The following is a 24987-nucleotide window of genomic DNA, read 5'->3' on the forward strand; positions in this document are numbered from 1 at the left end:
CAGCTGCAGCGAAAACGCCATGCCTGCGCCGAAGGCGCACCCCGCCTGTAGCCGGCTGTGAGGCTTCGGGGATGATGCGCGCCATGCTCTTCGGCCTGCTGTTCGCCCTTGCCGCCGGCCTCATGTGGGGCCTGGTGTTCGTCGCGCCCGTCATGCTGCCCGGCTATGCGCCGGCGCTGCTGACGGTGGGGCGCTACCTGGCCTTCGGCCTCATCGCGCTGCCGCTGGCGCTGATGCTGGACCGGCGCGTGCTGCGCGAGCTGCACGCCGCCGACTGGTGGGAGGCGGCCAAGCTCAGCCTGGTGGGCAACTTCCTGTACTACCTGTGCCTGTCGGCCGCCATCCAGCGCGCCGGCGCGCCGCTGCCGACGATGATCATCGGCACGCTGCCGGTCGTCATCGCCATCTGCGCCAACCACCGCAACCGCGTGCGCGACGGCCATCTGCCGTGGGGGAAGCTGGCGCCATCGCTGGCGCTGATTGCGGCGGGTCTGAGCTTCGTCAACCACGACGAGCTGGCGGTGCTGCGCTCGGGCGCCGGTGACCTGCGCCGTTATGCCGAGGGCGCCGCGCTGGCCGTGCTGGCAGTGGCCTGCTGGACCTGGTATCCCATCCGCAACGCCGACTGGCTGCGCGCGCACGCCGATCGCTCGCCACGCGCCTGGGCCACGGCGCAGGGGCTGGTCACGGGGCCGATGGCGCTGATCGGCCTGGTGCTGCTGGGTCTCGTGCATCTGGCCGCGCCGGGTGCGCTGATCCCGACCGGCTACACCTTCCCGCTCGGCGACCGGCCACTGGCCTATCTGGGCCTGATGGCCGCCATCGGCCTGTGCTCGTCCTGGCTGGGCACGCTGTGCTGGAACGAGGCCAGCCAGCGCCTGCCCACCTCGCTGTCGGGCCAGCTCATCGTCTTCGAGACGCTGGCCGCGCTGGCCTATGCCTTCATGTGGAACCAGCGCACGCCGCCGCCGGCGACGCTGGCGGGCGTAGCCCTGCTGATCGCAGGGGTCATGTGGGCGCTGCGCATCAAGCCGGTGAAGCACACGGCCTGACGACAGACTCCTAGAGCGGCCGCGCGATGCGAAAGCCGACGCCGCCACCCCGGAACTCGGGCGCGCTCTTGCCGCGATAGGCCGAGCGCAGGGCCGGCGGATAGCTGAACCACGCGCCGCCGCGGGTGCCGCGGAAGTTCGGCTCGCCGCCTTCGGTCCAGGCTGAGCCGTCGGTCGGCGCACCCGTGTAGTCCACGCGGCCGTGGTCCTGCACCCATTCCCACACATTACCGGCCATGTTGTAGAGGCCGAAGGCATTGGGCTTGAACACCGGGCCGGCGACCGGGTAGGCCGCGCCATCGGCGCAGTTGACGCCCGCCCATGTCACGTCGGGGATTTGTTCCTTGCCGGTCTGGTCCATGGCGTTGGCGTGGGCGCAGGCGGCGGTGACGTCGTCGTCGTCACCCCAGGCGTGGCGCCCGCCCTGCCCGGCTCGCGCCGCGTACTCCCATTCGGCCTCGCTCAGCAGCCGGTAGCCCTTGCCGGGCACCTGCCGGTTCAGCCAGGCCAGGTAGGCCTGCGCGTCGTGCCAGCTGACACAGCTGACCGGATGCTCGTCGGTCTGCGCGTAGCCGGGGTTGAGCCAGTTGTGCTGGCTGCTCTTGCCCCACTTCCTGCCGTCAAGCACATGGCAGGCCTCACCCTTCGACAGCTCGTCGCGATAGCCGCTGGCGTTCACGAAGCGCGCGAACTCGCCCCGCGTCAGCTCAAACTGGCCCACGGCCAGTCGATAGGCGATGGTCACGCGGTGTTGCGGGCCTTCGTTGCTGCGGCGCCCTTTCTCGGTGTCCACCGAGCCCATCAGGAAGCTGCCACTGGGCAGCACCACCAGCGTCGGGCAATCGGCGCAATCCTTGATCGTCTGGCCGACGGCAGGTGTGCCCTGCGCCGGCATCAAGGCGAGTCCGAGCGCGGCGCTGGCGAGGCCACGCCAGAGGGTCGGGAGGGAACAGGTCATGGGCGTATCCGGGTTGCGTTCGGGTGGCAAGGCCGGAGGAGGGAAGCTCCGGGCGACGGGCATGTTAGGAATGCCGCGCCCTCATCGCGAGCCCTGCGCGACGGAATCAGGCTCCGGGCGCTTGAGTTCCGAAAGCGGGGACACGAACTCGCGACCATGCGCAAGACCCGGCACCCCAGACGGAGCGCCGCAGGCCGCCCTCAGGCGGGAAAGACCTCGACGACGCGCTGACCGTCGAAGCCATCGGCCTCGCCCTTGCGAAAATGGCCGCGCGCGTTGCTGACGACACGCGTGTCACCCAGCCGGTAGTCCTGCCGGCAGTGCAAGTGGCCGTGCAGCCACAGCTGCGCGAAGGGCAGCAGCGCTTCGTCGTCGTTGCAGAAGCTGGCCGTCCCCGGCTGGCGGCCATAGCGCGGGTCGGCGCTCTTCAGGCTGGGGGCGAAATGGGTGATGGCCACCGTGGCATCCCAGTCGCCGGTGCGCTTGAGTTCATCGGCCAGCCAGGCGCGGCTCTCCAGCGCCAGCGCGCGCACGGCGTCCACGCCGAAGACCTCGCCGTGCCGCGTGGACTGCATGACCTTCTGGAAGTAGCTGCCGGCCCGCATCGCGCGGTCGCGGCCCGACGGGCCGAAGGCGTCGAAGTCGCACCAGCGCGTGCAGCCGACAAAGCGCACGCGCCGGCCTTGCGCGTCGCTCAGCACGATGGACTCGTCGTCCAGCATGCGCAGGCCGATGTCCTTCACGTGCGCGCGCAGCGCCTCGCGCACCTCGTCCACGTCGCGCTTGTCGAACTCGTGGTTGCCCGGCACGAACAGCACCGGCACCGGCCAGCCGCGGAACAGCTCGAAGCTGCGCCAGGTGGTGTCGATGTCGCCGGCCAGGATCAGCAGCTCGGCGCCTGGGGCGGGCACTGGCAGGTAGGACTCCGTCTCCAGGTGCAGATCGGAGAGCAGCTGCAACCTCATGTCAGTGGCGGACAGGCGTAGGGCGGATCGCGACCCACCATTCGATGGCGACAACCCGACACGCGCGTCCTGATTCCGCAACCAAACGGCGGGTCATGACCCGCCCTACGGGGTTGGTTCTCACATCAATTGGAACCGTGGCAAACCTTGTACTTCCGCCCCGACCCGCAAGGGCATGGGTCATTGCGCCCGACCTTGGGCGTGTCGCGCCGGATGGTCTCGACGCGGTAGCGCTCGGCCTCGGTCAGGTCGGCCAGATCGGCCACCGCCGCCACCATCTCCTCGATGGCGTCGTCCAGGTCCTTCAGCGGGTACTCGCGGTTCAGCGTGGCGACGACTTCCTTCTCCTCGTCGGTCTCGGCCGGCAGGTGACGGTACAGGCGGGCCAGCGCGGCGGCGACGTCGTCGTTGGGCATGTCGGCCAGCTCGGGGAAGCACAGCACCGCATGCTGGAAGCCGGCCACCCAGGGCATCAGCGCATGCGACAGCGGGCCCAGCGCGTCGTAGCTGGCGCGCGCCGAGCGCTCCTCGTCGGTCGCGTCCTCGGGCAGCGGGTCGGGTTGTGCATCTTCGTCGACATCCAGCACGACCGGGTCGAACCAGCCGTCCTCGGCCAGGCCCTTCATCAGCGCGGCGTGCCGGCGCTCGACGAGCTGGGTCAGGCGGTCCAGCCAGGCGGCGTCGACGCTGTCGGGCAGCAGGCCGCCGTCGTAGTCGAAGATGTTGGGCAGCCACTCGTCCGTGTCGATGAGGCGGGGCTGCACGATGACGCCGCACAGGTAGCCGTCCAGCATGGACGCGTCCAGTGGCTGCAGCGGCTCGGGCGTGGATGCCAGGAGTTCGTCGAGTTCGGCGAACTCGGCGTCGGTCAGGTCTTGGGTGGTGCTCATGGCGGGGGATTGTGGCCTTCAGGCCGCCTTCTGCTCCAGCACGAAGTTCGCACCGTCGTACTGGCCCAGCTTCTCCACCAGCAGCGGCAGGCACTCGGCCAGTTCGTCGTGCAGCGTGAACGGCGGGTTGGCGATGAACATGCCGCTGCCCAGCATGCCCAGGCCCTTGCCGTCCGGGCGGTCGGCGGGCTCGGCCACGGTCAGGCGCACGTGCAGCCAGCCCTTCTTGGCGGTCGCGTCGGCGCTGCCTTTCAGGCGCTGGGCGAGCTGGCTGGACTCCAGCAGCTGCAGCTGCGGGTACCAGATCATGACGACCGTGTCGGCCGCACGCTCCAGCGCCTCGCGCAGCGCGGCCAGCACCTTGGCGTAGTCGGTCTTGATCTCGTAGGACGGGTCCATCAGCAGCGCCGCGCGGCGCGTGGGCGAGGGCAGCTCCGCCTTGATGGCCGTGAAGCCGTCGCGGTCGCTGACCTGGGTGTTGGCGCGGCCCTCCAGGTAGCTGACGAGGATGCGGTGGTCCGTCGAGTGCAGCTCATAGGCGCGCAGCCGGTCGGTCTCGCGCATCAGCATGTTGGCGATGGCGGGCGAACCGGGGTACTGGCGCAGCTGTCCATCGGGGTTGAAGGCGCGCACCAGGCTCATGTAGTCGGCCAGCGGCTCGGGCAGGCCCTTGGCGTCGAAGAGCCGCGAGACGCCCGTGCCGTACTCGGCGTTCTTCTGCGCATAGCGGCCCTCGACCGAGTAACCGCCGGCGCCGGCGTGGGTGTCGATGAGGGTGTAGGGCTTGTCCTTCTCACCCATGTAGCGCAGCACGCGGGTCAGCACCAGGTGCTTGAGGACGTCGGCATGGTTGCCGGCATGGAAGGCGTGGCGGTAGGCGAGCATGGGGCCAATTGTCTTATGCGGCTCGCTAACACAGCCCCATCAACCGCGCTCAGCCGGGGAAAGCGGTGGCGCGGCTAGCCTTGCGGCCATCGTTTCCATCCCCATCTCGCTCGTCATGCCTACCCTTTTCGACCCCGTCCGCTTCGGCGACATCCCCCTCGCCAACCGCGTCGTCATGGCGCCACTCACGCGCAACCGCGCGCCTAACCAGACGCCGCATGCGCTGCACGTCGAGTACTACCGGCAGCGCGCCAGCGCCGGCCTGATCATCACGGAGGCGACGCAGATCCGCCCCGACGGCCAAGGCTACTTCGACACACCCGGCATCCACAGCCCAGAGCAGATCGCCGCCTGGAAGCAGGTGACCGACGCCGTGCACGCGGACGGCGGCAAGATCGTCGTGCAGCTGTGGCATGTGGGCCGCATCTCGGTGAACAGCCTGCAGCCGGGCGGCCAGCCGCCGGTGTCGTCCACGGCCCGCGCCGCCAAGACCCGGACCTATGCGGCCCATGGCGAACTGGTGCCGACCGACGTGCCGCGCGCGCTGCGCACCGACGAGCTGCCGCAGCTGATCGCCGACTACGCGCAGGCGGCGAAGAACGCGATTGCGGCCGGCTTCGACGGCGTCGAGGTGCACGCCGCCAACGGCTACCTGCTGGAGCAGTTCCTGCGCGACAGCACCAACGACCGCACGGATGAATACGGCGGCTCCATCGAGAACCGCGCGCGCTTGCTCATCGAGGTGATGACGGCGGTGGCGCATGCCATCGGCGCCGGTCGCACGTCGCTGCGCATCAGCCCGGTCACGCCGGCCAACGACATTGGCCAGGACAGCGACCCGCAAGCCCTCTTCAACCATGTCGTCGACCAGCTCGCACCCCTGAAACTGGCCTTCCTGGAGGTCGTCGAAGGCGCCACCGGCGGCCCGCGCGACAACGCGCCGTTCGACTACGCCGAGCTGCGCCGCCGGTTCGCCGGCCCCTACATCGCCAACAACGGCTTCGACCGGGCCATGGCGCTGGACGCCGTGGCCAGCGGGCGGGTGGATGCAGTGGCCATCGGCAGGCCCTTCATCGCCAACCCCGACCTGGTGGAGCGCCTGCGTGACGACCTGCCCTGGGCCGCGCCGCAGAAGGAGACGTTCTACGGCGGTGGCGCCGAGGGCTACACGGACTACCCCGCCGCAGCGGAACTGTTGCGCGCCTGACCCCCCGCCAGCCGCGTTCCCTAATCCTGGGGAAACGCCGGCGGGCTCGTCGTGCGACATTGGCCGCCCCACAAGGAGGGCGCGATGGCGGGTGGACTTGGCAGTTGGCTCGCCGCCGTGGGGCTGGCAGCGGCGCTGCTCGGCCCGGCGGCGGCGCTCGCCCAGTCGCCGCCGCCCCGGCTGCATGCCACGCTGATGCTGCGTGGCGGTCACCTCGCGCTGGACCCGGCCAGCACCCGCCTGGCGCTGGGCGACCATGCCGCCGTGTACCGGGCCTGCCAGCTGTCCGATGACGCGCTCAAGGCCGGGCTGATCGCCGCCATCGACAAGACCTTGCAGCGCCGCGGCCCGGTGCTGGAGCAGCTGGCGCTCGACCCGTTCAACGCGACGGATGCCGACAACCAGCCGCGCACCGACCTGCCCGCGCTGCGCCTGGCGCTGGGCCGCCTGGCGAAGTCGGACCCGGCGACCGCCGAAGCCAACACCTTCTCGGGCCCCTGGACCCAGGCGCAGCAGGTGTTCACCCGCTGGCTGGAGGCGCACCGCAACGACCCGCTGCCCGTGCGGGTCACGTTCGAGCGAGGCCTGTACGCCGATGTCTACGCGACTATGGCCAGTGCCAGCGACTGGCTGGACGAGCCGGCGCGGCCCATCCCCGACCTCTACGGCACGCTGCAGACGGAAGACCACCAGGCGCTTGAACGCGGCGCCGTCATCTTCGACATCGCCCCGCCCTTCCAGGCCCGGGAGGACGGCACGGGCAAGTCCAAGCTGGCGCTGACGGTGAACTTGGCGGCATGGGCGTCGCGTCTGCAAGCGCTGCGCGAGGACCTGCTGGACCCGCTGCACTGCCAGCTCTGGTCGCGCCAGGCCGTGGTGGGGCGGGCGCAGGACTACATGCAGGCGCGCGGCGTGGCGCTGCAGCATTACGCCACGCAGGCCATGGCCAGCAAGGGCCAGGCTGCCAACCTGCCGCAGATGGAGCCCAACGACCAGGCCGGCATCGCCGTGGAGCCGACGCGCTACCGCAATGAACCCGGGTCCGTCGAGGTGGTCGGCGGGCGGGTGCTGCTCAGCCCCGACCCGCAGCTCGACTACCTCATCGTCCACGCCGACCCCGACCTGGACGGCCCGCTGGTGCGCCGCGTGCTGTACCTGCTGCTGCCCACGCCGGACTGGGGTTCGCTGCGCGACGCGCTGGCCACGCGCATGTGCATCGCGCGCCGCCTGCCCGGGGGCAAGCCCGGCCCGGGCACGCAGCCGCTGATGCTGAGCTTCGTGGACCCGGCATTCCCGACGCAGTTCTCGTCGACCTACCTGACCCAGCGCGCGCTGGCCGAGCGCATGCGCCGGCTGGCCGACGTGGGCTACCGGCTGCAGCTCGCCTCGCCGATTCTGCGCGCAGAGCACCGGCGCAAGTCGGTCAGCCTGGTCGTCACGAAGTCCGGCAGCGCCAGCGCGGGCATGCCGGTCGGCGCGCTCGGGCTGACCGACTGCGCGGGTGGGTCGGCTCCCGAGGCCGGCGCCGTGGCCGACATCGCCGCCGTGGCTGCGCCGCCGCCCAGGGCCGCCCAGGACAACGGCCGCAGGGAGCCGCCGCGCCACGAGCTGGCCGTGGGCGCGCAGTACGACGGCGCCCACCCGCTGCGGCTGCTGAGCACGCTCGCCCGCGCCGGCCTGTCGCCCGACGACACGCTCAGCCTGTCGGCGGCGTTCCAGGGCAAGGCCTCGGCCGACCTGCAGTACAGCCGCGACTTCCTGTGGTTCGACAACGGCGTGGCGCGCCGCGTGCAAGCCTCGGTGCGCAGCTACACCGAGTTCGAGCCCGGGCAGCCGCGCAGCAGCGGCGAACAGGACGAACGCCACACCGGCCTGGACTTGAGCGCGACGGTGGACCTGTGGCGGGACGTTGAGAACTCCTTCGCGCAGCTGCTGCTGACCGCCGGCCGCAAGACGATCAGGCCCGAAGCCGGCGCACCGACCGGCACGGCGGGGGTGACGCTGCGCTCGGCCGGCCTGGGTCTGGTGTTCTCGCACAGCCTGCACGCAACGGCGCGGCCTTCGGCGCTGGACGCGGAGCTGCAGGTGCAGGCCGGCCGCGCGGGTGCCGGCCATGGCCGCTACGGGCGCGCGCAAGCGTCGCTGGCCTGGCAGCGCTTCGTCGGCCCGTTCTGGCGCTGGGACCTGCGCGCCAACGCCACGGCGGTGCGCGGCCCTGCACCGCAGGCGGAGTGGCCGACCTTCGGCGGCGAGCAGTCGGTGCGCGGCTATGCGGCGGACCTGGCGGTGGCCCGCCGCACGTGGGCGCTGCAAAACGAGCTCTGGCTGCCGCCACCGGGCGCGGACCGTGTCGATGCCGCACTGGGCGCCCTGCTGCGCCGTCAGGTGGCGCTGGCGCTGTTCGTCGACATCGGCGGCCTGCGCGGCTCGCCGTCGCAGCATGCAGGCACCAAGGCCGGTGCCGGCCTGGGCCTGCGCTACCTGGCCGACGCCAGCGTGACGCTGCGCCTGGACTGGGCGCGGCCCGTGGGCGAAGACGACGCCCGCCTGCGCTCCGGCCAGTGGCTGCTCTCCATCACCAGCCGCCACACGCTCTAGCGCCTCAACCCTTCATTCAGCCACCCGGAGACAGCCATGCAGACCTTCTCGCTCCCCATCAACGGCATCCAGTGCCACTTTGACACCGACGGCGTCGTGACCAAGCCCGACGGGCACGAGTTCGGCAAGTGGACGACCGCCGACAACGCCCTCAGCGTCAAGCCGGCCGAGGGTGGCGATGCCATCAAGATCGCGGTGGACTGGGCCTTCAACGGCAACAACCAGTTGACCATCGCCCAGGGCGGCACGGTGCTGATGGCCTTCGCCGCCAGCACGGACGGCCTGCCGCGCCTGCAGCTGCGCAACAACGTGCTGTTCGTCGACCCGGACGGTGACGGCGACTTCTGGTTCCAGCTCACCTGCAAGTTCGGCCTCAACGCTGCCAACGGCAACCTCGTCGTCGCCATCAACGGCAAGGAATCCGAGATCGACGGCTACCTGGCCGACACGCAATCGCGCTTTCGCTTCGAGTTCCCGGACAAAAGCTTCCCGTCAGGCGTGCCCAACGCCTTCGTGCTGGCCGGTGCCTGGGAGCCCACGGGCAAGAAGGACGAGATCCGCCTGCACTTCGTGCCCAAGGGCGCAGGCCTGGAGATCCCGGGCAAGCCACTGAACCTGCCGGGCCAGCTGAAGGTGGACCCGCGCCGCAACCACCTGGAGCTGTTCTATCAGTCCAACAGCTTCGGCGCCAAGCGCCTGCAGTTCGCCGGCAGCCTGGAGATCAAGAAGGGTTGGAAGCTGGTGTTCCGCATCGACAACGCGAGCGACGGCAGCCTGAAGGCGAGCACCATCGAGGTCGAGTCCACATTCGAATGGGATGGCGGCCAGGGCGCGCTGGTGCTCAAGGTGGGCAAGAGCAAGAGCAACACGGCCCAGCAGATCACCGTGGGCGGGCGGCTGCAGGCGACCTTCGACAGCGGCGCCTCGCTGCGCTGGGATTTCGAATACATCAACTCCAAGACCGGCAGCAAGTCCACCACCAACCTGGCCACGGCCCTGCAGTTCGTCAGCAAGAACGCGGAGGTCTTCATCGAGTACAGGAAGGACGGCGAGACGGTGTCCAGGAAGATCACCGGCAAGCTGGTGCAGGACGACTTCGTGCTGTCCGGCGGCATCGAGGTGGTCAACGACCCGAACGGCCGGCGTGTCGGCGCCTTCCTGGGCGTGAGCTGGTAGGTCGCTTCAGGCCTGGAACGCGCCGGGGTGCCGCGCCGCCCCACCCAGCGCGACCGTGGTGTGCGGGTGCCGGTACTCGCGCGCCGGGCTGAGCTTGATGCCTTCGGCCTCGCCCATGTCCTGCGCCTTGCCGCGCAGCGATGAAGCGGGCTTGAGGCGGAAGTCCTCGCGGGCGGCGCGCACGAACTCGTCCCAGTCGGCCGAGAAGTTGGCGCGCCGCGTCCAATGGCCGTCGGCGGCCAGTTGCGGCGTGCCGACGAGCAGGTTGTTGGCCAGCATGACCTCGGCGTGGCGCGGCGCCACGCGCAGCCAGATGCCGCCGCCCGCCCGCTGGTCCACCAGCGTGTTGTGCACCAGGTAGAGCGCCTGCCTGGGCCACTTCGCGCCCTCGACGCCGAAGGAGATGACGTGCGGGTTGTCCGTCGTCGAGCTTTGCATGATGAGGTTGCCCATGACGACGGCGACGCCGCCATTCGGGAACTCCAGCTCGTAGCTCGCACGGCCGCCGATCTCGTCGCTCAGGCGGTTGTAGAGGATGTGGTTGACGGCGGCGCGGCTCTTCAGCAGATGGCCCAGCAGGCCGTGGTGGAAGTAGCTGCCGGTCACCGACAGGCGGGCGATGGCGCCGACGTAGAGGTTGTGCGTGGCACCGCGGCGCAGCGGGATGGCGCCAAAGTCGCAGTCGACGATGTCCAGCGTGATGGCCTCGCCGCTTGACGTCAGCAAGCCGTTCTCGTTGTCACGGAAGCCGCAGTCCACCAGCGTCAGCGAGCCGGCCTCCAGGCGGATGCCGGCGCCGTTGCGGTCGGGCACCGTGCAGCCGGTGAAGTCGAAGCCCTCGATGCGCATGCGCTGGCCGCGCGTGACGAACAAGCCCTTGCCCTGGGCATGCGCGCCGGCCGCGATCAGGCGCACGCGGCCGCCGACGGCGCGCAGGGTCAGGTCGTGCGCGTGCCAGGTGGCCACGTCGGCGATGTAGTCGCCGGCATCGACCTCGATCAACGTGCCGTCCTTGGCCTGGTGCGCGGCCGCGGCCAGCGACTTGACGGCCTGGCGCGGGCCGACCTTGAGCGTCGGGCCGGCGTGGGCGGCCGAAGTAAAAAGAGGCAGCAGCCCGGCCGCAGCCAGCAATTCGCGGCGCCGCGTCATGCCTGCTTCTTCATCTTGGCCTTGAACAGCTCGGCGATGCCGACCTCGCGCGGCCCCGGGATCAGCTCGAACGGCTCGCCCGTCGCCAGCGTGCCCTCGCGCTTCACGGCCAGGTAGAAGCCGCAGTAGCCGCTCTGCGCCATCATCTTCACGGCGTGCTTGAAACCCAGGTGGGCGGCCAGCTTGAAGCAGGGCTGGCGCGGCTCGGAGACAACCAGCTCGCAGCCCGGGAAGCGCAACACGTCGCCGATGAAGGCCCGGTTCTCCAGCAGGCCCGTGATGGTGAGGTTCTCGCCGAGATCACCCGGCTGCAGATCGCCCTCGACCTTGGCCTGGCCGCGCACGGTCGCCCAGAAGGCGTAGTGCTCCTGGGGGTAGGCATAGACGGCCTTGCTGAGGCCGCCATGGACGCTGGGGTCGGCCTGCTCGTCGCCGTCCAGGCCCAGCGGGCCGACGTTGACGCGACCCGCGCGGGCGCGCTTGCGGATGGCCGAGTCCAGACGCTCGCCGTTGGTGGCGACGAAGTGCTCGATGCGGGCGGTGTTGACGCTGAGGAGTCGCATGGCAGGATTGTCCAGGACGGCAGGCGCGGCTCACGGCGTGTTCGCCTACAGGGTGGGTGGATACCAGCGGTTACGCTCCCGGAGATATCTAGGAAAGGGAGAGCGCATGAATGCACTCGACAGTGGCGCCAGGGTGTGGGCGGGTCTGGCCGTCACACCGTCCAGCGAATTGATGTTCATCGTCGGCGTGTTGCTGGCCGGCGCGCTGGCGGGCGAGTTCATCGCCGCCACGACGCGGCTGCCGCGCGTGGTGGGCTACACGCTGGCGGGCTGCCTCGCGGCCGCGTTCGGCCACGGCGTGTCCATGCCGCTGTCGGGCGCCGCGCAGACGGTGACGGACCTGGCGCTGGGCCTGTTGCTGTTCGAGATCGGCAGCCGCGTCAACCTGCGCTGGCTGCGCCGCAACCCCGGCCTGCTGGCCACCAGCCTGGCCGAGGCGCTGCTGAGCGCCGTCGCCGTGGCCGCCGTGCTGCGGCTGTTCGACGTCGGCTGGCAGACGGCCATCGCCTGCGCCATCCTGGCCATGCCGGCGCCGGCCGCCGTATCGGGCCGTGTCGCGCTGGAGCTGGGCGCGGAGGGTCAGGTCACGCAGCGGGCCACGGTGCTGACGGCGCTGAACACGCTGTACGCCGTCATCGCGCTGACGTTGATGCGCACCTGGTGGGCCGCCGACGATGGCGGCAGCCTGCCGCAGGCGCTGGCCGGCCTGGCCGTGTCGCTGCTGACGACGCTGGGCGTGGCGGCGCTGCTGGCCGGCGGCGCCTACCTGACGGCGCGGCGGCTGGACCTGCGCAACGAGAGCGCGGCGCTGCTGCTGTTCGGCATGGTGGCCTTCGCCATCGTCGCGGCGCGTTCCATCGGCGTGTCCACGCTGCTGATGCCGCTGCTGGCCGGCCTGCTGCTGCGCAACACCAGCGAGCGGCCCTGGGTGTGGCCGCGCCACTTCGGCACGTCGGGCGGGGCGCTGGTGCTGATGCTGTTCGTCATCGTCGGCTCGGCCTGGTCGCCACAGATCCTCGTGGCCGGCGGCTTCGCGGCGCTGGCCCTGCTGGTGGCACGCTTCGTCGCCAAGGCGGCGGCCATCGTCCTGCTGGCGCCGGCGGCCAAGTCCAGCTGGCGGCAAGGCCTGGCCCTGTCGATCACGATGACGCCGCTGTCGGCCACGGCGCTGGTCATGCTCAGCGAGCTGATGCGCGCCGAGCCGACGCTGGCCGCCGGTGCCGTGCCCATCATCCTGGCCAGCATCGCGGTGCTGGAGCTGATCGGCCCTATCGCCGTGCAGTTCGCGCTGCGCCTGGCTGGCGAGCTGCCGCCAGCGCCCAAGCGCGCCGCGCGCAAGAAGGAGTCCCAAGAATGAGCCTGGGCGCATTCTCCAAATCGCAACCGCTGACGCTGGGCGTCGAGCTGGAACTGCAGATCGTCAACAGCGACGACTACGACCTCGCGCCCGTCTCGGGCGACCTGCTGCGGCTGGTGAAGAAGCACAGCCTGCCCGGCGCCATCACGCCCGAGATCACCAGCAGCATGATCGAGCTGTCGACCGGCATCTGTTCGGGCTACGGCCAGGCGCTGTCGGAGCTGGGCCAGATCCGCGACGCGCTGGTCAGCTGCGCCGAGCAGCTGGACGTGAGCCTGTGCGGCGGCGGCACGCACCCCTTTCAGCACTGGAAGCGCCAGCGCATCTTCGAGACGCCGCGCTTCCACGAGCTGTCGTCGCTGTACGGCTACCTGTCCAAGCAGTTCACCATCTTCGGCCAGCACGTGCACATCGGCTGCCCGAGCGCGGACGAGGCCCTCGTGCTGCTGCACGGCATGAGCCGCTTCATCCCGCACCTGATCGCACTGGCCGCGTCATCGCCGTTCGTGCAAGGCGAGGACACCGGCTTCGACTCGGCACGGCTGAACTCGGTGTTCGCCTTCCCGCTGTCGGGCCGCGCGCCCTTCGTGCAGAGCTGGGACGACTTCGGCGTGTACTTCGACAAGATGACGCGCACCGGCGTCGTCGCGGGCATGAAGGACTTCTACTGGGACATCCGCCCCAAGCCCGAGTTCGGCACCATCGAGGTCCGCGTGCTGGACACGCCGCTGACCATCGAGAAGGCGGCCGCCATCGCCGGCTTCATCCAGTGCCTGGCACGCTGGATCACCATCGAGAAGCCGTTCAAGCTCAGCGAGGACGACTACCTGCCCTACACCTTCAACCGCTTCCAGGCCTGCCGCTTCGGGCTGGACGGCACCTTCGTGGACCCCGAGACCGGCGAGCACCGCGTGCTGCGCGACGACTTGTTCACCGTGCTGTCGCGGCTGGACAGTCACGCCTCCGACCTGAAGGCTGAGCCCGCGCTGCAATACCTGCGCCGCGAGATCGCCGGCGTGGGCAACGACGCGGCCTGGCTGCGCCGCGTGGAGGCCGAGACCCACCTGCTGCCCGAAGTGGTACGGCGCGCGACGCGGCGCTGGCATGGCTGACACATCGGCCGCCTGACAACTGGGCGCGGCCTTCGTCTCCCCGAGTGCGGCCTGGCGGAAACACCGCCAGGCCGCCCCTCGACCAGGAACACGAAGTGCAAACATCCACCTCCACAAACCGCAGCCTGCGCGCGCTGACCGCGCTCGTCCTGCCGCTGCTGCTCGGCAGCCCGGCGCTGGCACTGAAGACCAACTACTGCGAGGCCGAGATGGCAGCGCGGGCCGCCGAGAAGCTCACGCCCGAGCAGGCAGACCAGCTGGACCGCTACCAGGGCTTCAACATCTCGATGCAGGAGCGCGTGGAGGTCATGAAGGAACTGGTGCTCGCGCACCTGTCGGGCGCGCAGCAACAACTCGGGGCCTGGAAGCCGGACGGCACGGCCGTCGCCACCTGCCTGATCAAGGCGGTGGCCGATGGCAACAGGGACAAGGCAGTCGCGCCCTATGCGCTGGAGGCCTATGGGCTGATGCTGCTGTCCGGCCAGGGCGTGAAGCGGGACAAGGCGCAAGGCATCGCCTACCTGGAGCGCGCCGCCAACTGGGGCTACGGCTCGGCCGCCATGCACCTGGCCAACTTCTACCTGGCCGACAAGGGCAGCCCGGCGAGCAGGAGCAAGGCCATGACGTGGCTGTACAAGGCGATCTTCGGCGACATCGAGGGCTACTCCGAGAGCCCAGGGCCCGCCGCCTGGATGCTGTTCAACCTCTACCTGCCGAAGTCCGGCCCCAAGGACCTGGAGGCGGCGGAGGCGCTCTACCGGCGCCTGATGTACGTGCGCACCCACCAGGACGTGCTGAAGCACGTGCTGCCCTGGATTCCCGGCCTGGCAGAAAGGCTGGAAGCGGAACGGCAGGCCGCCGCCGAGGCCCAGCGCCAGGGTGACGCGCAGTCGCGATGCCTCCGCCAGAACGCACGCCAGGGTACCTACTCGCGCTGCGACTGATGCCGGCTCGCCCTGACTTCAACCCGTTTTCAGCAACCATGACACCGATGACACAGCGCCCCACCCTTCAGCTCCCCGCGATCGGTCTCTGCCTGGCAATCGCCGGCTTGCCGTTGCTGCAAGGCTGCGAGACCGTGGCCAGGCGACCGACCACGGCCGTGGTGGCCCCACGGGCACCTGCAGGCCGCATGCCAGCCATCAGCCACGCCAGCACCACCACCAACAACACCGCGCCGCGCTGGATAGCGGCCAACCAGCCGCGGCGCTATGAGCTGCGGCTGCAATCGCTGGTCGATGAATCGGAGCCGGGCGAGATCAAGTCGATCCGGCACGATGTCACCTTCGGCGAGCCCCGCCCCATCCCGCTGCAAGTGCTGCGACCGGGCACAGGCTACGGCGCGCGGCCGATCGAGGTGGCGCTACCCGGCCTGGAAAGCAAGCCCGCCACGCTGAAGTGCGAGTACAGCCTGCGCGACACCAGCCGCAGCCGCACGACGCTGAACATCCACCGCTGGGTGAAGTTCTGGTACGGCCAGCGGCCCTTTGTCGCGGGCCTGCCGCCCGACCAGCCCGGCGGCCAGGGCGCGTCGGTCAAGGAGGCACTGGCCGAGCTGCTCATCGCCGATGTGGCCGTGGACCGCTGCCCGGACACCTGGGGCGAGACCCTGTCGCTGGCCATGGGCGAAGGCGTGTGGCCCCGCGTGCAGACGCGGCCCATGCCCCGCATGAAGTGAACGACTGAGCGGCTGAGAGCCGTTGACCGGGGCGTGGGAACGCGGTTTGCCGGTTGCACCGGGTGTGACAGCTGCCCTGTACCGCCATGAGACTCCCCTTCAGGTTCACCAGCCAACTCTGGTTCAGCAACTCCGGGCCGCCTGGCCCGCGCCTGCGGCGCCCGCTCTGGCGGCTGGCCTGCCGCTGGCGACCCGGCACATCGCCCAGTCGGGCCTGAGCGATGTAGCACGTGCTGACAGATTTGCCGGCTGCCCAAGGGCACGGGAGAGAACACCCGGTTTCAGGGGTGCTTCGTGCAAATCCGAGGCCCACTTCACGACTGGCGTGATCTTCTCTCCCATGACAGCATGGGATTATTCCTGTTTTGCATGACGCCAGGAGGATCGTCAGTTACGGCGTGATTACATTGGTTTCCATGCCGCCGGCCCAGGCCCGGTGTGCTTGGGCCAGCTCCGGGGTTGCCCCAAACACATCCCCATGATTGGAGCTTCCCCATGAACCAACCCGCGATGCAGGGCCTGCGCCTGAATCTCCCAAGTTACGTCAAGAACGCCCGGTTGATCGCCTGGGTCGCCGAGATGGCCGCGCTGACCGAGGCGGCCAACATCCACTGGTGCGACGGCAGCGCCGCCGAATACCAGCGCCTGTGCGACCAGCTCGTCGCCGCCGGCACCTTCAAGAAGCTCAACCCGGCCCTGCGCCCCGGCAGCTACCTGGCCAACTCCGACCCCAGCGACGTCGCCCGTGTGGAGGACCGCACCTTCATCTGCAGTGAGCGGCAGCAGGACGCTGGCCCCACCAACAACTGGATGGCCCCGGCCGCCATGCGCGAGCTGCTGCAGACCGGCGACCAGGCCCTCTTCAAGGGCTGCATGCGTGGCCGCACGCTCTACGTCGTGCCCTTCAGCATGGGCCCGCTGGGCAGCCCGATCGCCCACATCGGCGTGGAGCTGAGCGACAGCCCCTACGTGGCCGTCAACATGCGCACGATGACGCGCATGGGCCGCGCCGTCATCGACCTGCTGGGCACGGATGGCGACTTCGTGCCCTGCGTGCACACGGTCGGCGCGCCGCTGGCGGACGGCCAGGCCGATGTGAGCTGGCCCTGCAACAAGACGAAGTACATCGTCCACTACCCCGAGACGCGCGAAATCTGGAGCTATGGCTCGGGCTACGGCGGCAACGCGCTGCTGGGCAAGAAGTGCTTTGCGCTGCGCATCGCCTCCACGATGGGCCGTGACCAGGGCTGGCTGGCCGAGCACATGCTGGTGCTGGGTGTGGAAAGCCCCACGGGCCAGAAGCGCCACATCGCCGCGGCCTTCCCCAGCGCCTGCGGCAAGACCAACTTCGCAATGCTGATCCCGCCCGCCGCCTTCGACGGCTGGAAGATCACCACCATCGGCGACGACATCGCCTGGATCAAGCCGGGCGCCGACGGCCGGCTCTACGCCATCAACCCCGAGGCCGGTTACTTCGGCGTGGCGCCGGGCACCAACTCGCACACCAACCCCAACTGCATGGCCAGCTTGGCAGCCGACGTGATCTTCACGAACGTGGCGCTGACGGACGACGGCGACGTCTGGTGGGAAGGCATGACGGACACGCCGCCGGCCCACTGCATCGACTGGCAGGGCAAGGACTGGACGCCCGAGATCGCCAAGGCCACCGGCGCCAAGGCGGCCCACCCGAATGCGCGCTTCACCGTCGCCGCCACCAACAACCCGGCGCTCGATGAGAACTGGGACAACCCCGCCGGCGTCGCCATCGACGCCTTCATCTTCGGCGGCCGCCGCTCCACGACCGTGCCGCTGGTGACCGAGGCGCGCGACTGGACCGAGGGCGTCTACATGGCCGCCACCATGGGCAGCGAGACCACGGCCGCCGCCGCCGGCCAGCAGGGCGTCGTGCGCCGCGACCCGTTCGCGATGCTGCCCTTCATGGGCTACAACATGGCCGACTACTTCCAGCACTGGCTGGACCTGGGCACCCGATTGCAGCTCTCGGGCGCCGAACTGCCCAAGATCTACTGCGTCAACTGGTTCCGCAAAGGCGCCGATGGCAAGTTCGTCTGGCCCGGCTACGGCGAGAACATGCGCGCGCTGAAGTGGATGCTGGACCGGCTGGACGGCACGGGCGGCGGCCAGGAGCACGTGTTCGGCGTGACGCCCGGCTATGGCGACCTGAACTGGGACGGCCTGGACTTCACACCAGCGCAGTTCGACTCCGTCACCGGCATAGACGCCGCCGAATGGCAGGCCGAGATGGCACTGCACGACGCGCTGTTCGCGCAGCTGGGCGCCAAGGTGCCGGCGCCGCTGCTGCAGACCCGGGCCAGGCTGGCCGAGCTGGGCTGAAGCACCGCCCCCCTGATACGAAGGAGGGCGTCTGCGGCGGCCTGTCACGGCGCCGGGCTAAGCTGCGCGCCGACATGCCTGCCGCCGCCCCTTCGCTCAGCCCCGCCGCGCTTGCCCGCTGCATTCCCTTCTTCGTCTTCATGGCGCTGCTGGCGCTGCGCGGCTACCTGCCCGCCGACTTGGGGCTAGACGCCCGCTGGATCTACGGCGGCCAGGCCGTCATCGTCGCCGGCCTGCTGGCCTGGTACTGGCGCGGCTACGGCGAGCTGGTGCGGCAGAACCTGCCCGATGCGCGTGAGACCGGTTGGGCCATCGCCGTGGGCATCGTCGTGTTCGCCATCTGGGTGCAGCTGGACGCGCCATGGATGCAGCTGGGCACCGCCACCGCCACCTTCGTGCCGCTGGACGCCGCCGGCGAGCTGATCTGGCCACTGGTGCTGCTGCGCCTGGCCGGCGCCGCGCTGGTGGTGCCGGTCATGGAGGAGTTGTTTTGGCGCTCCTTCCTGATGCGCTGGGTGCAGCACCCGGGCTTCGAGCGCGTCGACCCGCGCACGGTCGGCATCAAGGCCGTCGTGCTGTCCACCTTCGTCTTCACGCTGGCGCACACGCTGTGGCTGGCCGCCATCGTGGCGGGCCTGGCCTATGCGCTGCTGTACCGCCAGACGGGCAAGCTGTGGACGGCCGTCATCGCCCACGCGGTGACGAACGGGCTATTAGGCATCTGGGTTATCTGGACCGGGCGTTGGGAGTTCTGGTGAGGCCTAAACCTGGTCTCTCCAAGTCACGGAACGCCTCGAACACCCACGACCGCAGCCCGATGACGACGCTGTAGGGCCGCTTGTCGGCGGAAGGCAGCTTCTGGTCGAGCAAGTGCTGGCGCGCAAAGTCGTCGGCCGTGCGCTGCAGCCGCTCGGCCAGCTCGCGCGCATGGCCGGCGCCGAATTCGCCGTGCACGAGCGTCAACAGCTCGCCCTCGCCGTCGAAGCCGCCAGCGAAGAAGTCGGCCATCACCCGCTCGCGGAAGAAGGTCATCACCGGCCCCTGCGGCCGCCAGCGCAGCGTCTTGGCGACCTTGAGCTTGTAGCGGTTGCCCGGCCGCAGCTCGATGACGCCCAGCCGGTCCAGCTTGACCAGCGCGGCGACGGCATCGGCCTCGCTGAGCCGGTAGCGTGCCAGCACGTCCTCCAGCGCCCACAGGCTCAGGCAGCAGATGGCCACCAGCAGCAGCTTGGGGTCGGCGACGACGGCCTTCTCCTGCTCCAGGCTCAGCACGCGCTGCGTGGGCGATTCGCGGGCCAGGCGGGCGGCCAGCTCGGCGAAGTCCAGCTTCAGCACGCGGCAGATCTCGTCCACGCGTGACAGCGGCATCTCGCCGCCCGGCGCCAGCATGCGCTTGACGCTGGACTCCGACAGCGCAAGCGCCTGGGCCAGCTCGGCATAGCTCAGGCCCTGGCTCTTCAGTTCGCCCTTGATGAGTGCGACGAGGGATTGGGTGCTCGACATGGGCGCGAACGGTAGCGCATGGCGGCACCGACGGGCGCGGCGGCCGGCACGCTGCGACAAAAGGCGCGGCAGCGTCGCGGCGCACCACGACAGTCGCGCCCCACGCCAACCCCGCCTGTTTCACACCATGCTCTCCCGACGTCACCTGCTGTGCTGCGGCGCCGCTGCCGGTCTTTTCACCTCGCTCGCCGCGCCAGCCCGCGCCAGCCTGCTCAACCCCTGCCGCAGCGGCATTCCCGACGCGCTGCGGCCGCTGGTCGAGCGCACGTTCGACGGTCTGGACCCGACTCAGCTGTGGGATGTCCACACCCATCTGCTGGGGACCGGCGACTCCGGCTCCGGCTGCACCGTCAATGCGCAGCTCAGCCAGTGGTGGCACCCGATGGAGGTGCTGCGCAAGCGCTTCATCCTGAACGCGGCCTGCGTGCCGGCCGACGCGCCCAGCGTGGACCGCGCCTATGTCGCGCGGCTGCATGCGCTGGCCGACGAGTTCCCGCCCGGCGCCCGCTGGATGCTGTTCGCCTTCGACCACGCCTGCGACGACGCGGGCCGGTCGCATGCGGCGCACACCACCTTCCACGTGCCCGACGCCTATGCCGCACGCATTGCTGCCGAGACACCGCAGCGGTTCGCCTGGGTAGCGTCCATCCACCCCTACCGACCGGATGCGCTGACGCGGCTGGACTCGGCGATTGCCAACGGCGCCGTCGCGCTGAAGTGGTTGCCATCGGCCATGAACATCGACCTGCGCGACCCACGTCTGCGGCCCTTCTACGACCGCCTGGCCGCCACGCGCCTGCCCGTCATCGTGCACTGCGGCGAGGAGCGCGCCGTGCCCGGCGCCGGCCGCGACGAGCTGGGCAACCCGCTGCATGTGCGCGCTGCTCTCGAGCGGGGCGTGCGCGTCGTCATCGCCCACTGCGCGTCGCTGGGCAGCGCGCTGGACCTGGACCAGAAGCGCCCGCGCGACGCCAGCGCCTTCTCGCTGTTCGCCCGGCTGATGGATGAGGACTGGGGCGGCCGGCTGCTGGGCGACATCTCCGTCACGCTGCAGACCAACCGCGAGCCCGAGGTCGCCCGCACGCTGCTGACGCGGCAGGACTGGCACCCGCGCCTGCTGCACGGCTCGGACTACCCGCTGCCCGGCATCCCGGCCGCGCTGCGCCTGTCGGTTCTGGTCAACGCCGGCCTGCTGGACGCGGCCAATGCGCCCGCGCTGGAGACGCTGCGCGAGCACAACCCGCTGCTGTTCGACCTGGCCCTCAAGCGCCTCGTCCGGTGGCGTGGCATGCGCCTGTCGCCGTCAATTTTTGCAACCCGGCAGCATTTGGTTGCATAAAACGCTACCGGCCGGCGCTTGCCGTGCGCCTCGGAACTATTCCCGAGGTCGGCTGGTGCGGCTTCACGCAAGATCGCGCCCATTCCAAACCACAGGGAGTTTTTCGATGTCCTCACCGTTGACCGTCCGCCGCGACACCAGTGCCTGGCGCCTGCAGGTCTGGGTCTCGTTCGGCATCAGCGTGCTGCTGTGCGGCTCGGGCTTGGCCTGGCTGCCGGGGCAGGACCTGGACCGCGCCTTCATGGTGATGGGCTATGTGTTCTGCCTGTCCACCGCCTTCGCGCTGGCCAAGTTCATCCGCGACAACCAGGGCCGCCAGGTCGACACGCCGATGTGGCGCGTCGTCGTCTGGGCCGGCTTCGTGCTGGCGATGAGCCTGACGGGCTGGGGCCTGTGGCGCATGGAGATACAGCCCGTGTGGAAGGCCTACCTGGGCGTCTGCTGGCTGTACCTCATTTCAAACGTGTTCACGCTGGCCAAGATGCTGCGCGACGCCCACGAGGCCGACCTGCTCGAAGCCCGTCTCCAAGGCCGCCGCGACGCGATGACCGACAACACCGAAACGCAATGAACGGAAAGACCCTCATGAAACCCCTGCTCGCCGCCCTCACGCTGTCGCTGGCCCTTGCCAGCCACGCCCACGCCCAGTCCGAGCTGAGCGCCATTTCCGTCGCCCCGGTGGCCCTGTCCGTCGTGGCCGTCAGCGCCACCGGCGCGGCGCTCAGCGTGGTGCCAGCGGCCCTGCTTTCGGCCGGCACGGCGCTGGTGGTCGTCAGCGTCGAGGTGGTCGGCGGCGCCACCGTCTGGGTGCTGGAGCGCGCGTCCGACGGCGCGCGCATCAGCCTGCGCACCTCGGGCAAGCTGGCCGAGGGGCTGGTGGTGTCCACCGGCGCGACAGTGGCCGTGTCCGTCATCGGCACCGGCGTCGTGCTGTCTACCGCCGGCAAGGTCATCGCCTTCATCCCGAACGAGGTCGGCAAGGCGCTGCTGCACAACGAGCAGGTGAGCCGGTGAGGTTCGTCGCCGCGCTGCTGCTGCTCGCGGCGGCCGCCACCGCCCACGCCGGCCGGCCCTGCGAGGAGAAGCCGCAGACAACGCGCCAGGTCGAGCAAGGCCTGAACCTCGCCCAGGCCACAGCCACGCAGCTCGACGCCAGCGGCGCCCAGGTCGCCATCCTGGCGCGCGCGGGGCAGGACCTGAGCAAGTACGGCCTGCAGTGGTCGCACCTGGGCTTTGCCTACCGCGACGGGAATGTCTGGCGCGTCATGCACAAGCTCAACAACTGCGGCACCGACCACGCGGCGCTGTACCGGCAAGGCCTGGGCGAGTTCTTTCTGGACCGCCCGCACCGCTATGACGCCGCCTTCGTCGTGCTCAAGCCGGAGCTGCAGCAGGCGCTGCTGCCCATCCTGGCCGACAACACACGGGTCGCTCGCCTGAACGAGCGCCGCTACAGCATGGTGGCCTACCCGTTCGCGACGACCTACCAGCAGAGCAACCAGTGGGTGCTGGAGATGCTGGCCAGCGCCGCCGCGCCCGGCATCCACAGCCGGCGTGACGCGCAGGCCTGGCTCAAGGCCCAGGGCTACCAGCCGACGGACCTGCGCCTGTCCGCGCTGGAGCGGCTGGGCGGCCGCCTGACGCAGGCCAACATCGCCTTCGACGATCATCCGACCGCGCGCCGCATGACGCGGCACATCGACACCGTCACCGTCGACTCGATGTTTGCCTGGCTGCCGCGCGCCGGACTGTCCCAACCACCCCAACTCGTCCAGCAATGAGCACAGAGCATCCCAACCAGTTCGCCCTGCTGGGCCAGCGCCGCTTCGCGCCCTTCTTCTGGACGCAGTTCCTCGGCGCCGCCAACGACAACGTCTTCAAGTTCGCGTTCACGCTGATGGTGACCTACCAGCTGCAGCTGGAGTGGCTGCCGCCCAGCATGGCGGGCCTGGTCATCGGCGCGCTGTTCATCCTGCCGTATGTGCTGTTCTCGGCCACCAGCGGCCAGCTGGCCGACAAGCACGACAAGGCGCGGCTGATGCAGCTGGTGAAGAGCCTGGAGATCGCCATCATGGTGATCGCCGCCTGGGGCTTCTATGCCGCCCACGTGCCGACTCTCTTGGCCTGCGTCTTCCTGATGGGCCTGCACTCCACGCTGTTCGGCCCGGTCAAGTACGCCTACATGCCGCAGCACCTCAACGAGCGCGAGCTGACCGGCGGCAACGGCATGGTGGAGATGGGCACCTTCGTGGCCATCCTGCTGGGCCAGCTGGCGGGCGGCATCCTCGTCGACACGCCGGTCGTCGGCCCGCATCACGTGGCCTGGGCCTGCATCGCGCTGGCCGTGCTCGGCCGCATCACCGCGCAGGCGCTGCCGCCCAGCCCGTCGACCGACCCTGACCTCGTCATCAACTGGAACCCTTTCACCGAGACCTGGCGCAACCTCAAGCTCGCGCACGAGGGCCTGGCCGTGTTCCGCTCGCTGCTGGGCATCTCGTGGATGTGGTTCTTCGGCGCTGTGTTCCTCAGCAACTTCCCGGCCTTCGCCAAGGAGGTGCTGCACGGCAATGCGCAGGTCGCCTCGCTCTTGCTGGCCGTGTTTTCCATCGGCATCGGCATCGGCTCGTTGCTGTGCGAGATGCTGAGCAAGCGCCAGGTCGAGATCGGCCTCGTGCCGCTGGGCGCCATCGGCATGAGCGTGTTCGCCATTGACCTGTACTTCGCCGCCAGCGGCCTGCCGGCCAGCGAGCCGTACACGGTGAGCGCTTTCCTGGCACAGCCGGCGCACTGGCGCGTGCTGGCCGACCTGACGCTGCTGGCGCTGTTCGCCGGCCTGTACAGCGTGCCGATGTACGCGCTGATCCAGCTGCGCGCCCAACCTACGCACCGGGCGCGCATCATTGCGGCCAACAACATCCTGAACGCGATCTTCATGATCGCCAGCTCCGTCATTGCAGGCGCAATGCTGAGCGCCGGGCTGACCATCCCGCAGATTTTCCTGGCGGTGGGCATCGCCAACGCGGTCGTCGCGTTCTACATCTTCCTCATCGTGCCGGAGTACCTGCTGCGCTTTACGGCCTTCGTGCTGACGCGCATCGTCTACCGCTTCAAGATCGTCAACGACGACCGCATCCCGACGACCGGCCCGGCTGTGCTGGTGTGTAACCATGTGTCCTTCGTCGACGCCGTGCTGCTGATGGCCGCCAGCCCACGCCCGATCCGCTTCCTGATGGATGCGCAGATCTTCAAGACGCCGGTGCTGGGCTGGATGTTCAAGCTGGCCAAGGCCATCCCCATCGCGCCGGCCAAGGCCGACCCCGCCACGTATGAAGCCGCCTTCACAGCCGCCCGAGCCGTGCTGGCGGATGGCGAGCTGGTCTGCATCTTCCCGGAAGGCGGCATCACGCGCGACGGCACGCTGCAGCCGTTCAAGGGCGGCGTCATGAAGCTCATCGACGGCCTGCCCCACGTGCCCGTCATCCCGATGGCGCTGGGCAATCTGTGGGGCAGCTTCTTCTCGCGCGTCGAGGGCGGCAAGGCGATGAGCAAGCCGCTGCGGCGAGGGTTCTGGAGCCGGGTCAGCTTGACGGTGGGTGAGGCGATGGCGCCTGCCACAGTGTCACCGGAAGAGCTGAAGGGCCGCGTCTCCGCACTGCTATCCGCTTCATCGTGAGCAGCCGGCTCGACCAGATCGAGCGCGGCTTGGCGTTGCTGGCCCTGACCGTGGGCGTGCTGGGCTTCGGCGCGGTCGGGCTGTGTGGCGGCTACTTCACCGCATGGACGGTGCCAGCCATGTTCCAGCCCGGCGGCGCCGGCACGATCGCGCTCCTGCTGCTCTCCGTGCCCTGCCTGATGGGCGGCCTTTTCATGGTCAGGATCTGCGTGGAAAAGATCCGGCAACTGCTGCGCAAACCGCCCGTGGGCGAGGAGGCCTCATGAGCGACGACACCGAGGGCTGGCTGGGCCGGGCCCTGATCACCGGCCTGCTCGTCATCGCCACGCTGGGCTTCGGTCTTGCGGGGCTTTGCGGCGCGGCCTTCACGGCGATGGCCTTGCCCGACATGTTCTCCGGGCGCGCCGAGAACTACGCAGGCGCCTTCCTCGTCATCTCCATCCCCAGCCTGCTGATTGGCGGCGGCCTGACGTGGTGGTGCGTGCACGCCCTGCGCAAGCGACTGCGCGGCTCGGACTGATTGGCGG

Annotated in this window: 24 protein-coding genes; 17 read left to right on the top strand and 7 right to left on the bottom strand. The window is 69.7% G+C overall.

Annotated features, from left to right (window positions below; translation table 11 throughout):
- The first annotated feature begins 83 nt into the window (after positions 1–83).
- The gene (locus ACG00Y_RS08805; RefSeq protein WP_394478597.1) at positions 84–1052 is read left to right on the top strand and encodes a DMT family transporter; all 969 of its coding nucleotides are present in this window, start codon (positions 84–86) and stop codon (positions 1050–1052) included.
- A gap of 10 nt (positions 1053–1062) precedes the next feature.
- Here the strand turns inward: ACG00Y_RS08805 and ACG00Y_RS08810 are convergent, their stop codons facing one another.
- From ACG00Y_RS08810 to ACG00Y_RS08825, 4 genes are all read right to left on the bottom strand, one after another.
- Positions 1063–2010, bottom strand: coding sequence for a formylglycine-generating enzyme family protein (locus ACG00Y_RS08810; RefSeq protein WP_394477941.1), 948 nt, complete (start codon positions 2008–2010; stop codon positions 1063–1065).
- 200 nt (positions 2011–2210) lie between these two features.
- A complete protein-coding gene (locus tag ACG00Y_RS08815; RefSeq protein ID WP_394477944.1) occupies positions 2211–2975 on the bottom strand; it encodes a metallophosphoesterase in 765 nt (254 codons plus the stop codon).
- A 125-nt stretch (positions 2976–3100) separates the two neighbouring features.
- Positions 3101–3865 (bottom strand): UPF0149 family protein, encoded by a 765-nt coding sequence (locus tag ACG00Y_RS08820; RefSeq protein ID WP_394477945.1) that lies wholly within the window; start codon positions 3863–3865, stop codon positions 3101–3103.
- 18 nt (positions 3866–3883) lie between these two features.
- The gene (locus tag ACG00Y_RS08825) at positions 3884–4750 is read right to left on the bottom strand and encodes a 23S rRNA (adenine(2030)-N(6))-methyltransferase RlmJ (RefSeq protein ID WP_394477947.1); all 867 of its coding nucleotides are present in this window, start codon (positions 4748–4750) and stop codon (positions 3884–3886) included.
- A gap of 115 nt (positions 4751–4865) precedes the next feature.
- On the opposite strand from ACG00Y_RS08825, the gene ACG00Y_RS08830 reads away from it, so the two are divergent.
- The 3 genes from ACG00Y_RS08830 (at position 4866) to ACG00Y_RS08840 (ending at position 9731) form a co-directional block, all read left to right on the top strand.
- Positions 4866–5957, top strand: a complete 1092-nt coding sequence (locus ACG00Y_RS08830; protein ID WP_394477949.1) for an alkene reductase — start codon at positions 4866–4868, stop codon at positions 5955–5957.
- 84 nt (positions 5958–6041) lie between these two features.
- The gene (locus ACG00Y_RS08835) at positions 6042–8555 is read left to right on the top strand and encodes a ShlB/FhaC/HecB family hemolysin secretion/activation protein (RefSeq protein ID WP_394477950.1); all 2514 of its coding nucleotides are present in this window, start codon (positions 6042–6044) and stop codon (positions 8553–8555) included.
- Positions 8556–8591: 36 nt separating this feature from the next.
- A complete protein-coding gene (locus ACG00Y_RS08840) occupies positions 8592–9731 on the top strand; it encodes a hypothetical protein (RefSeq protein WP_394477952.1) in 1140 nt (379 codons plus the stop codon).
- Between the two features lie 6 nt (positions 9732–9737).
- On the opposite strand, the gene ACG00Y_RS08845 is transcribed toward ACG00Y_RS08840, so the two are convergent.
- Together ACG00Y_RS08845 and ACG00Y_RS08850 are read right to left on the bottom strand one after the other, a co-directional pair.
- A complete protein-coding gene (locus tag ACG00Y_RS08845) occupies positions 9738–10880 on the bottom strand; it encodes a right-handed parallel beta-helix repeat-containing protein (protein ID WP_394477954.1) in 1143 nt (380 codons plus the stop codon).
- Complete coding sequence (locus ACG00Y_RS08850) at positions 10877–11443, bottom strand: MOSC domain-containing protein (RefSeq protein ID WP_394477955.1); 567 nt, start codon at positions 11441–11443, stop codon at positions 10877–10879. Before ACG00Y_RS08850 ends, ACG00Y_RS08845 begins: the two co-directional genes overlap by 4 nt.
- Positions 11444–11549: 106 nt before the next feature.
- Here ACG00Y_RS08850 and ACG00Y_RS08855 point away from each other — a divergent pair, with 106 nt between their 5' ends.
- The 6 genes from ACG00Y_RS08855 to ACG00Y_RS08880 all read left to right on the top strand — a co-directional run bounded on the left by ACG00Y_RS08855 (position 11550) and on the right by ACG00Y_RS08880 (position 18703).
- Positions 11550–12800, top strand: coding sequence for a cation:proton antiporter (locus tag ACG00Y_RS08855; RefSeq protein WP_394477957.1), 1251 nt, complete (start codon positions 11550–11552; stop codon positions 12798–12800).
- Positions 12797–13912 carry a YbdK family carboxylate-amine ligase gene (locus ACG00Y_RS08860; protein WP_394477959.1) on the top strand — a complete coding sequence of 372 codons (1116 nt, stop codon included), beginning with the start codon at positions 12797–12799 and terminating at the stop codon, positions 13910–13912. The genes ACG00Y_RS08855 and ACG00Y_RS08860 overlap by 4 nt, the downstream gene beginning before the upstream one ends.
- A 95-nt stretch (positions 13913–14007) precedes the next feature.
- Complete coding sequence (locus ACG00Y_RS08865) at positions 14008–14856, top strand: tetratricopeptide repeat protein (RefSeq protein WP_394477961.1); 849 nt, start codon at positions 14008–14010, stop codon at positions 14854–14856.
- A gap of 188 nt (positions 14857–15044) precedes the next feature.
- Positions 15045–15590 carry a hypothetical protein gene (locus ACG00Y_RS08870; protein ID WP_394477963.1) on the top strand — a complete coding sequence of 182 codons (546 nt, stop codon included), beginning with the start codon at positions 15045–15047 and terminating at the stop codon, positions 15588–15590.
- A 495-nt stretch (positions 15591–16085) separates the two neighbouring features.
- Positions 16086–17945 (top strand): phosphoenolpyruvate carboxykinase (GTP), encoded by a 1860-nt coding sequence (locus tag ACG00Y_RS08875; protein ID WP_394477965.1) that lies wholly within the window; start codon positions 16086–16088, stop codon positions 17943–17945.
- A 74-nt stretch (positions 17946–18019) separates the two neighbouring features.
- The gene (locus ACG00Y_RS08880; RefSeq protein WP_394477966.1) at positions 18020–18703 is read left to right on the top strand and encodes a CAAX prenyl protease-related protein; all 684 of its coding nucleotides are present in this window, start codon (positions 18020–18022) and stop codon (positions 18701–18703) included.
- On the opposite strand, the gene ACG00Y_RS08885 is transcribed toward ACG00Y_RS08880, so the two are convergent.
- The gene (locus tag ACG00Y_RS08885; RefSeq protein WP_394477968.1) at positions 18672–19448 is read right to left on the bottom strand and encodes a helix-turn-helix domain-containing protein; all 777 of its coding nucleotides are present in this window, start codon (positions 19446–19448) and stop codon (positions 18672–18674) included. The genes ACG00Y_RS08880 and ACG00Y_RS08885 overlap by 32 nt on opposite strands.
- A gap of 127 nt (positions 19449–19575) precedes the next feature.
- Here ACG00Y_RS08885 and ACG00Y_RS08890 point away from each other — a divergent pair, with 127 nt between their 5' ends.
- From ACG00Y_RS08890 to ACG00Y_RS08920, 7 genes are all read left to right on the top strand, one after another.
- On the top strand, positions 19576–20787 hold the full coding sequence (locus ACG00Y_RS08890; RefSeq protein ID WP_394477970.1) for an amidohydrolase family protein: 1212 nt from the start codon (positions 19576–19578) through the stop codon (positions 20785–20787).
- Between the two features lie 106 nt (positions 20788–20893).
- Positions 20894–21358 carry a YiaA/YiaB family inner membrane protein gene (locus ACG00Y_RS08895; protein WP_394477972.1) on the top strand — a complete coding sequence of 155 codons (465 nt, stop codon included), beginning with the start codon at positions 20894–20896 and terminating at the stop codon, positions 21356–21358.
- Between the two features lie 14 nt (positions 21359–21372).
- On the top strand, positions 21373–21801 hold the full coding sequence (locus ACG00Y_RS08900) for a hypothetical protein (RefSeq protein ID WP_394477974.1): 429 nt from the start codon (positions 21373–21375) through the stop codon (positions 21799–21801).
- Positions 21798–22568 (top strand): DUF2145 domain-containing protein, encoded by a 771-nt coding sequence (locus ACG00Y_RS08905; protein ID WP_394477976.1) that lies wholly within the window; start codon positions 21798–21800, stop codon positions 22566–22568. Before ACG00Y_RS08900 ends, ACG00Y_RS08905 begins: the two co-directional genes overlap by 4 nt.
- Positions 22565–24460 carry an MFS transporter gene (locus tag ACG00Y_RS08910; RefSeq protein ID WP_394477978.1) on the top strand — a complete coding sequence of 632 codons (1896 nt, stop codon included), beginning with the start codon at positions 22565–22567 and terminating at the stop codon, positions 24458–24460. The genes ACG00Y_RS08905 and ACG00Y_RS08910 overlap by 4 nt, the downstream gene beginning before the upstream one ends.
- Positions 24457–24726, top strand: a complete 270-nt coding sequence (locus ACG00Y_RS08915; protein ID WP_394477980.1) for a hypothetical protein — start codon at positions 24457–24459, stop codon at positions 24724–24726. The genes ACG00Y_RS08910 and ACG00Y_RS08915 overlap by 4 nt, the downstream gene beginning before the upstream one ends.
- A complete protein-coding gene (locus tag ACG00Y_RS08920; RefSeq protein WP_394477982.1) occupies positions 24723–24980 on the top strand; it encodes a hypothetical protein in 258 nt (85 codons plus the stop codon). Before ACG00Y_RS08915 ends, ACG00Y_RS08920 begins: the two co-directional genes overlap by 4 nt.
- Positions 24981–24987: the final 7 nt, after the last annotated feature.

This window comes from Pelomonas parva, assembly GCF_043555835.1.
Lineage (GTDB): Bacteria > Pseudomonadota > Gammaproteobacteria > Burkholderiales > Burkholderiaceae_C > Pelomonas > Pelomonas parva.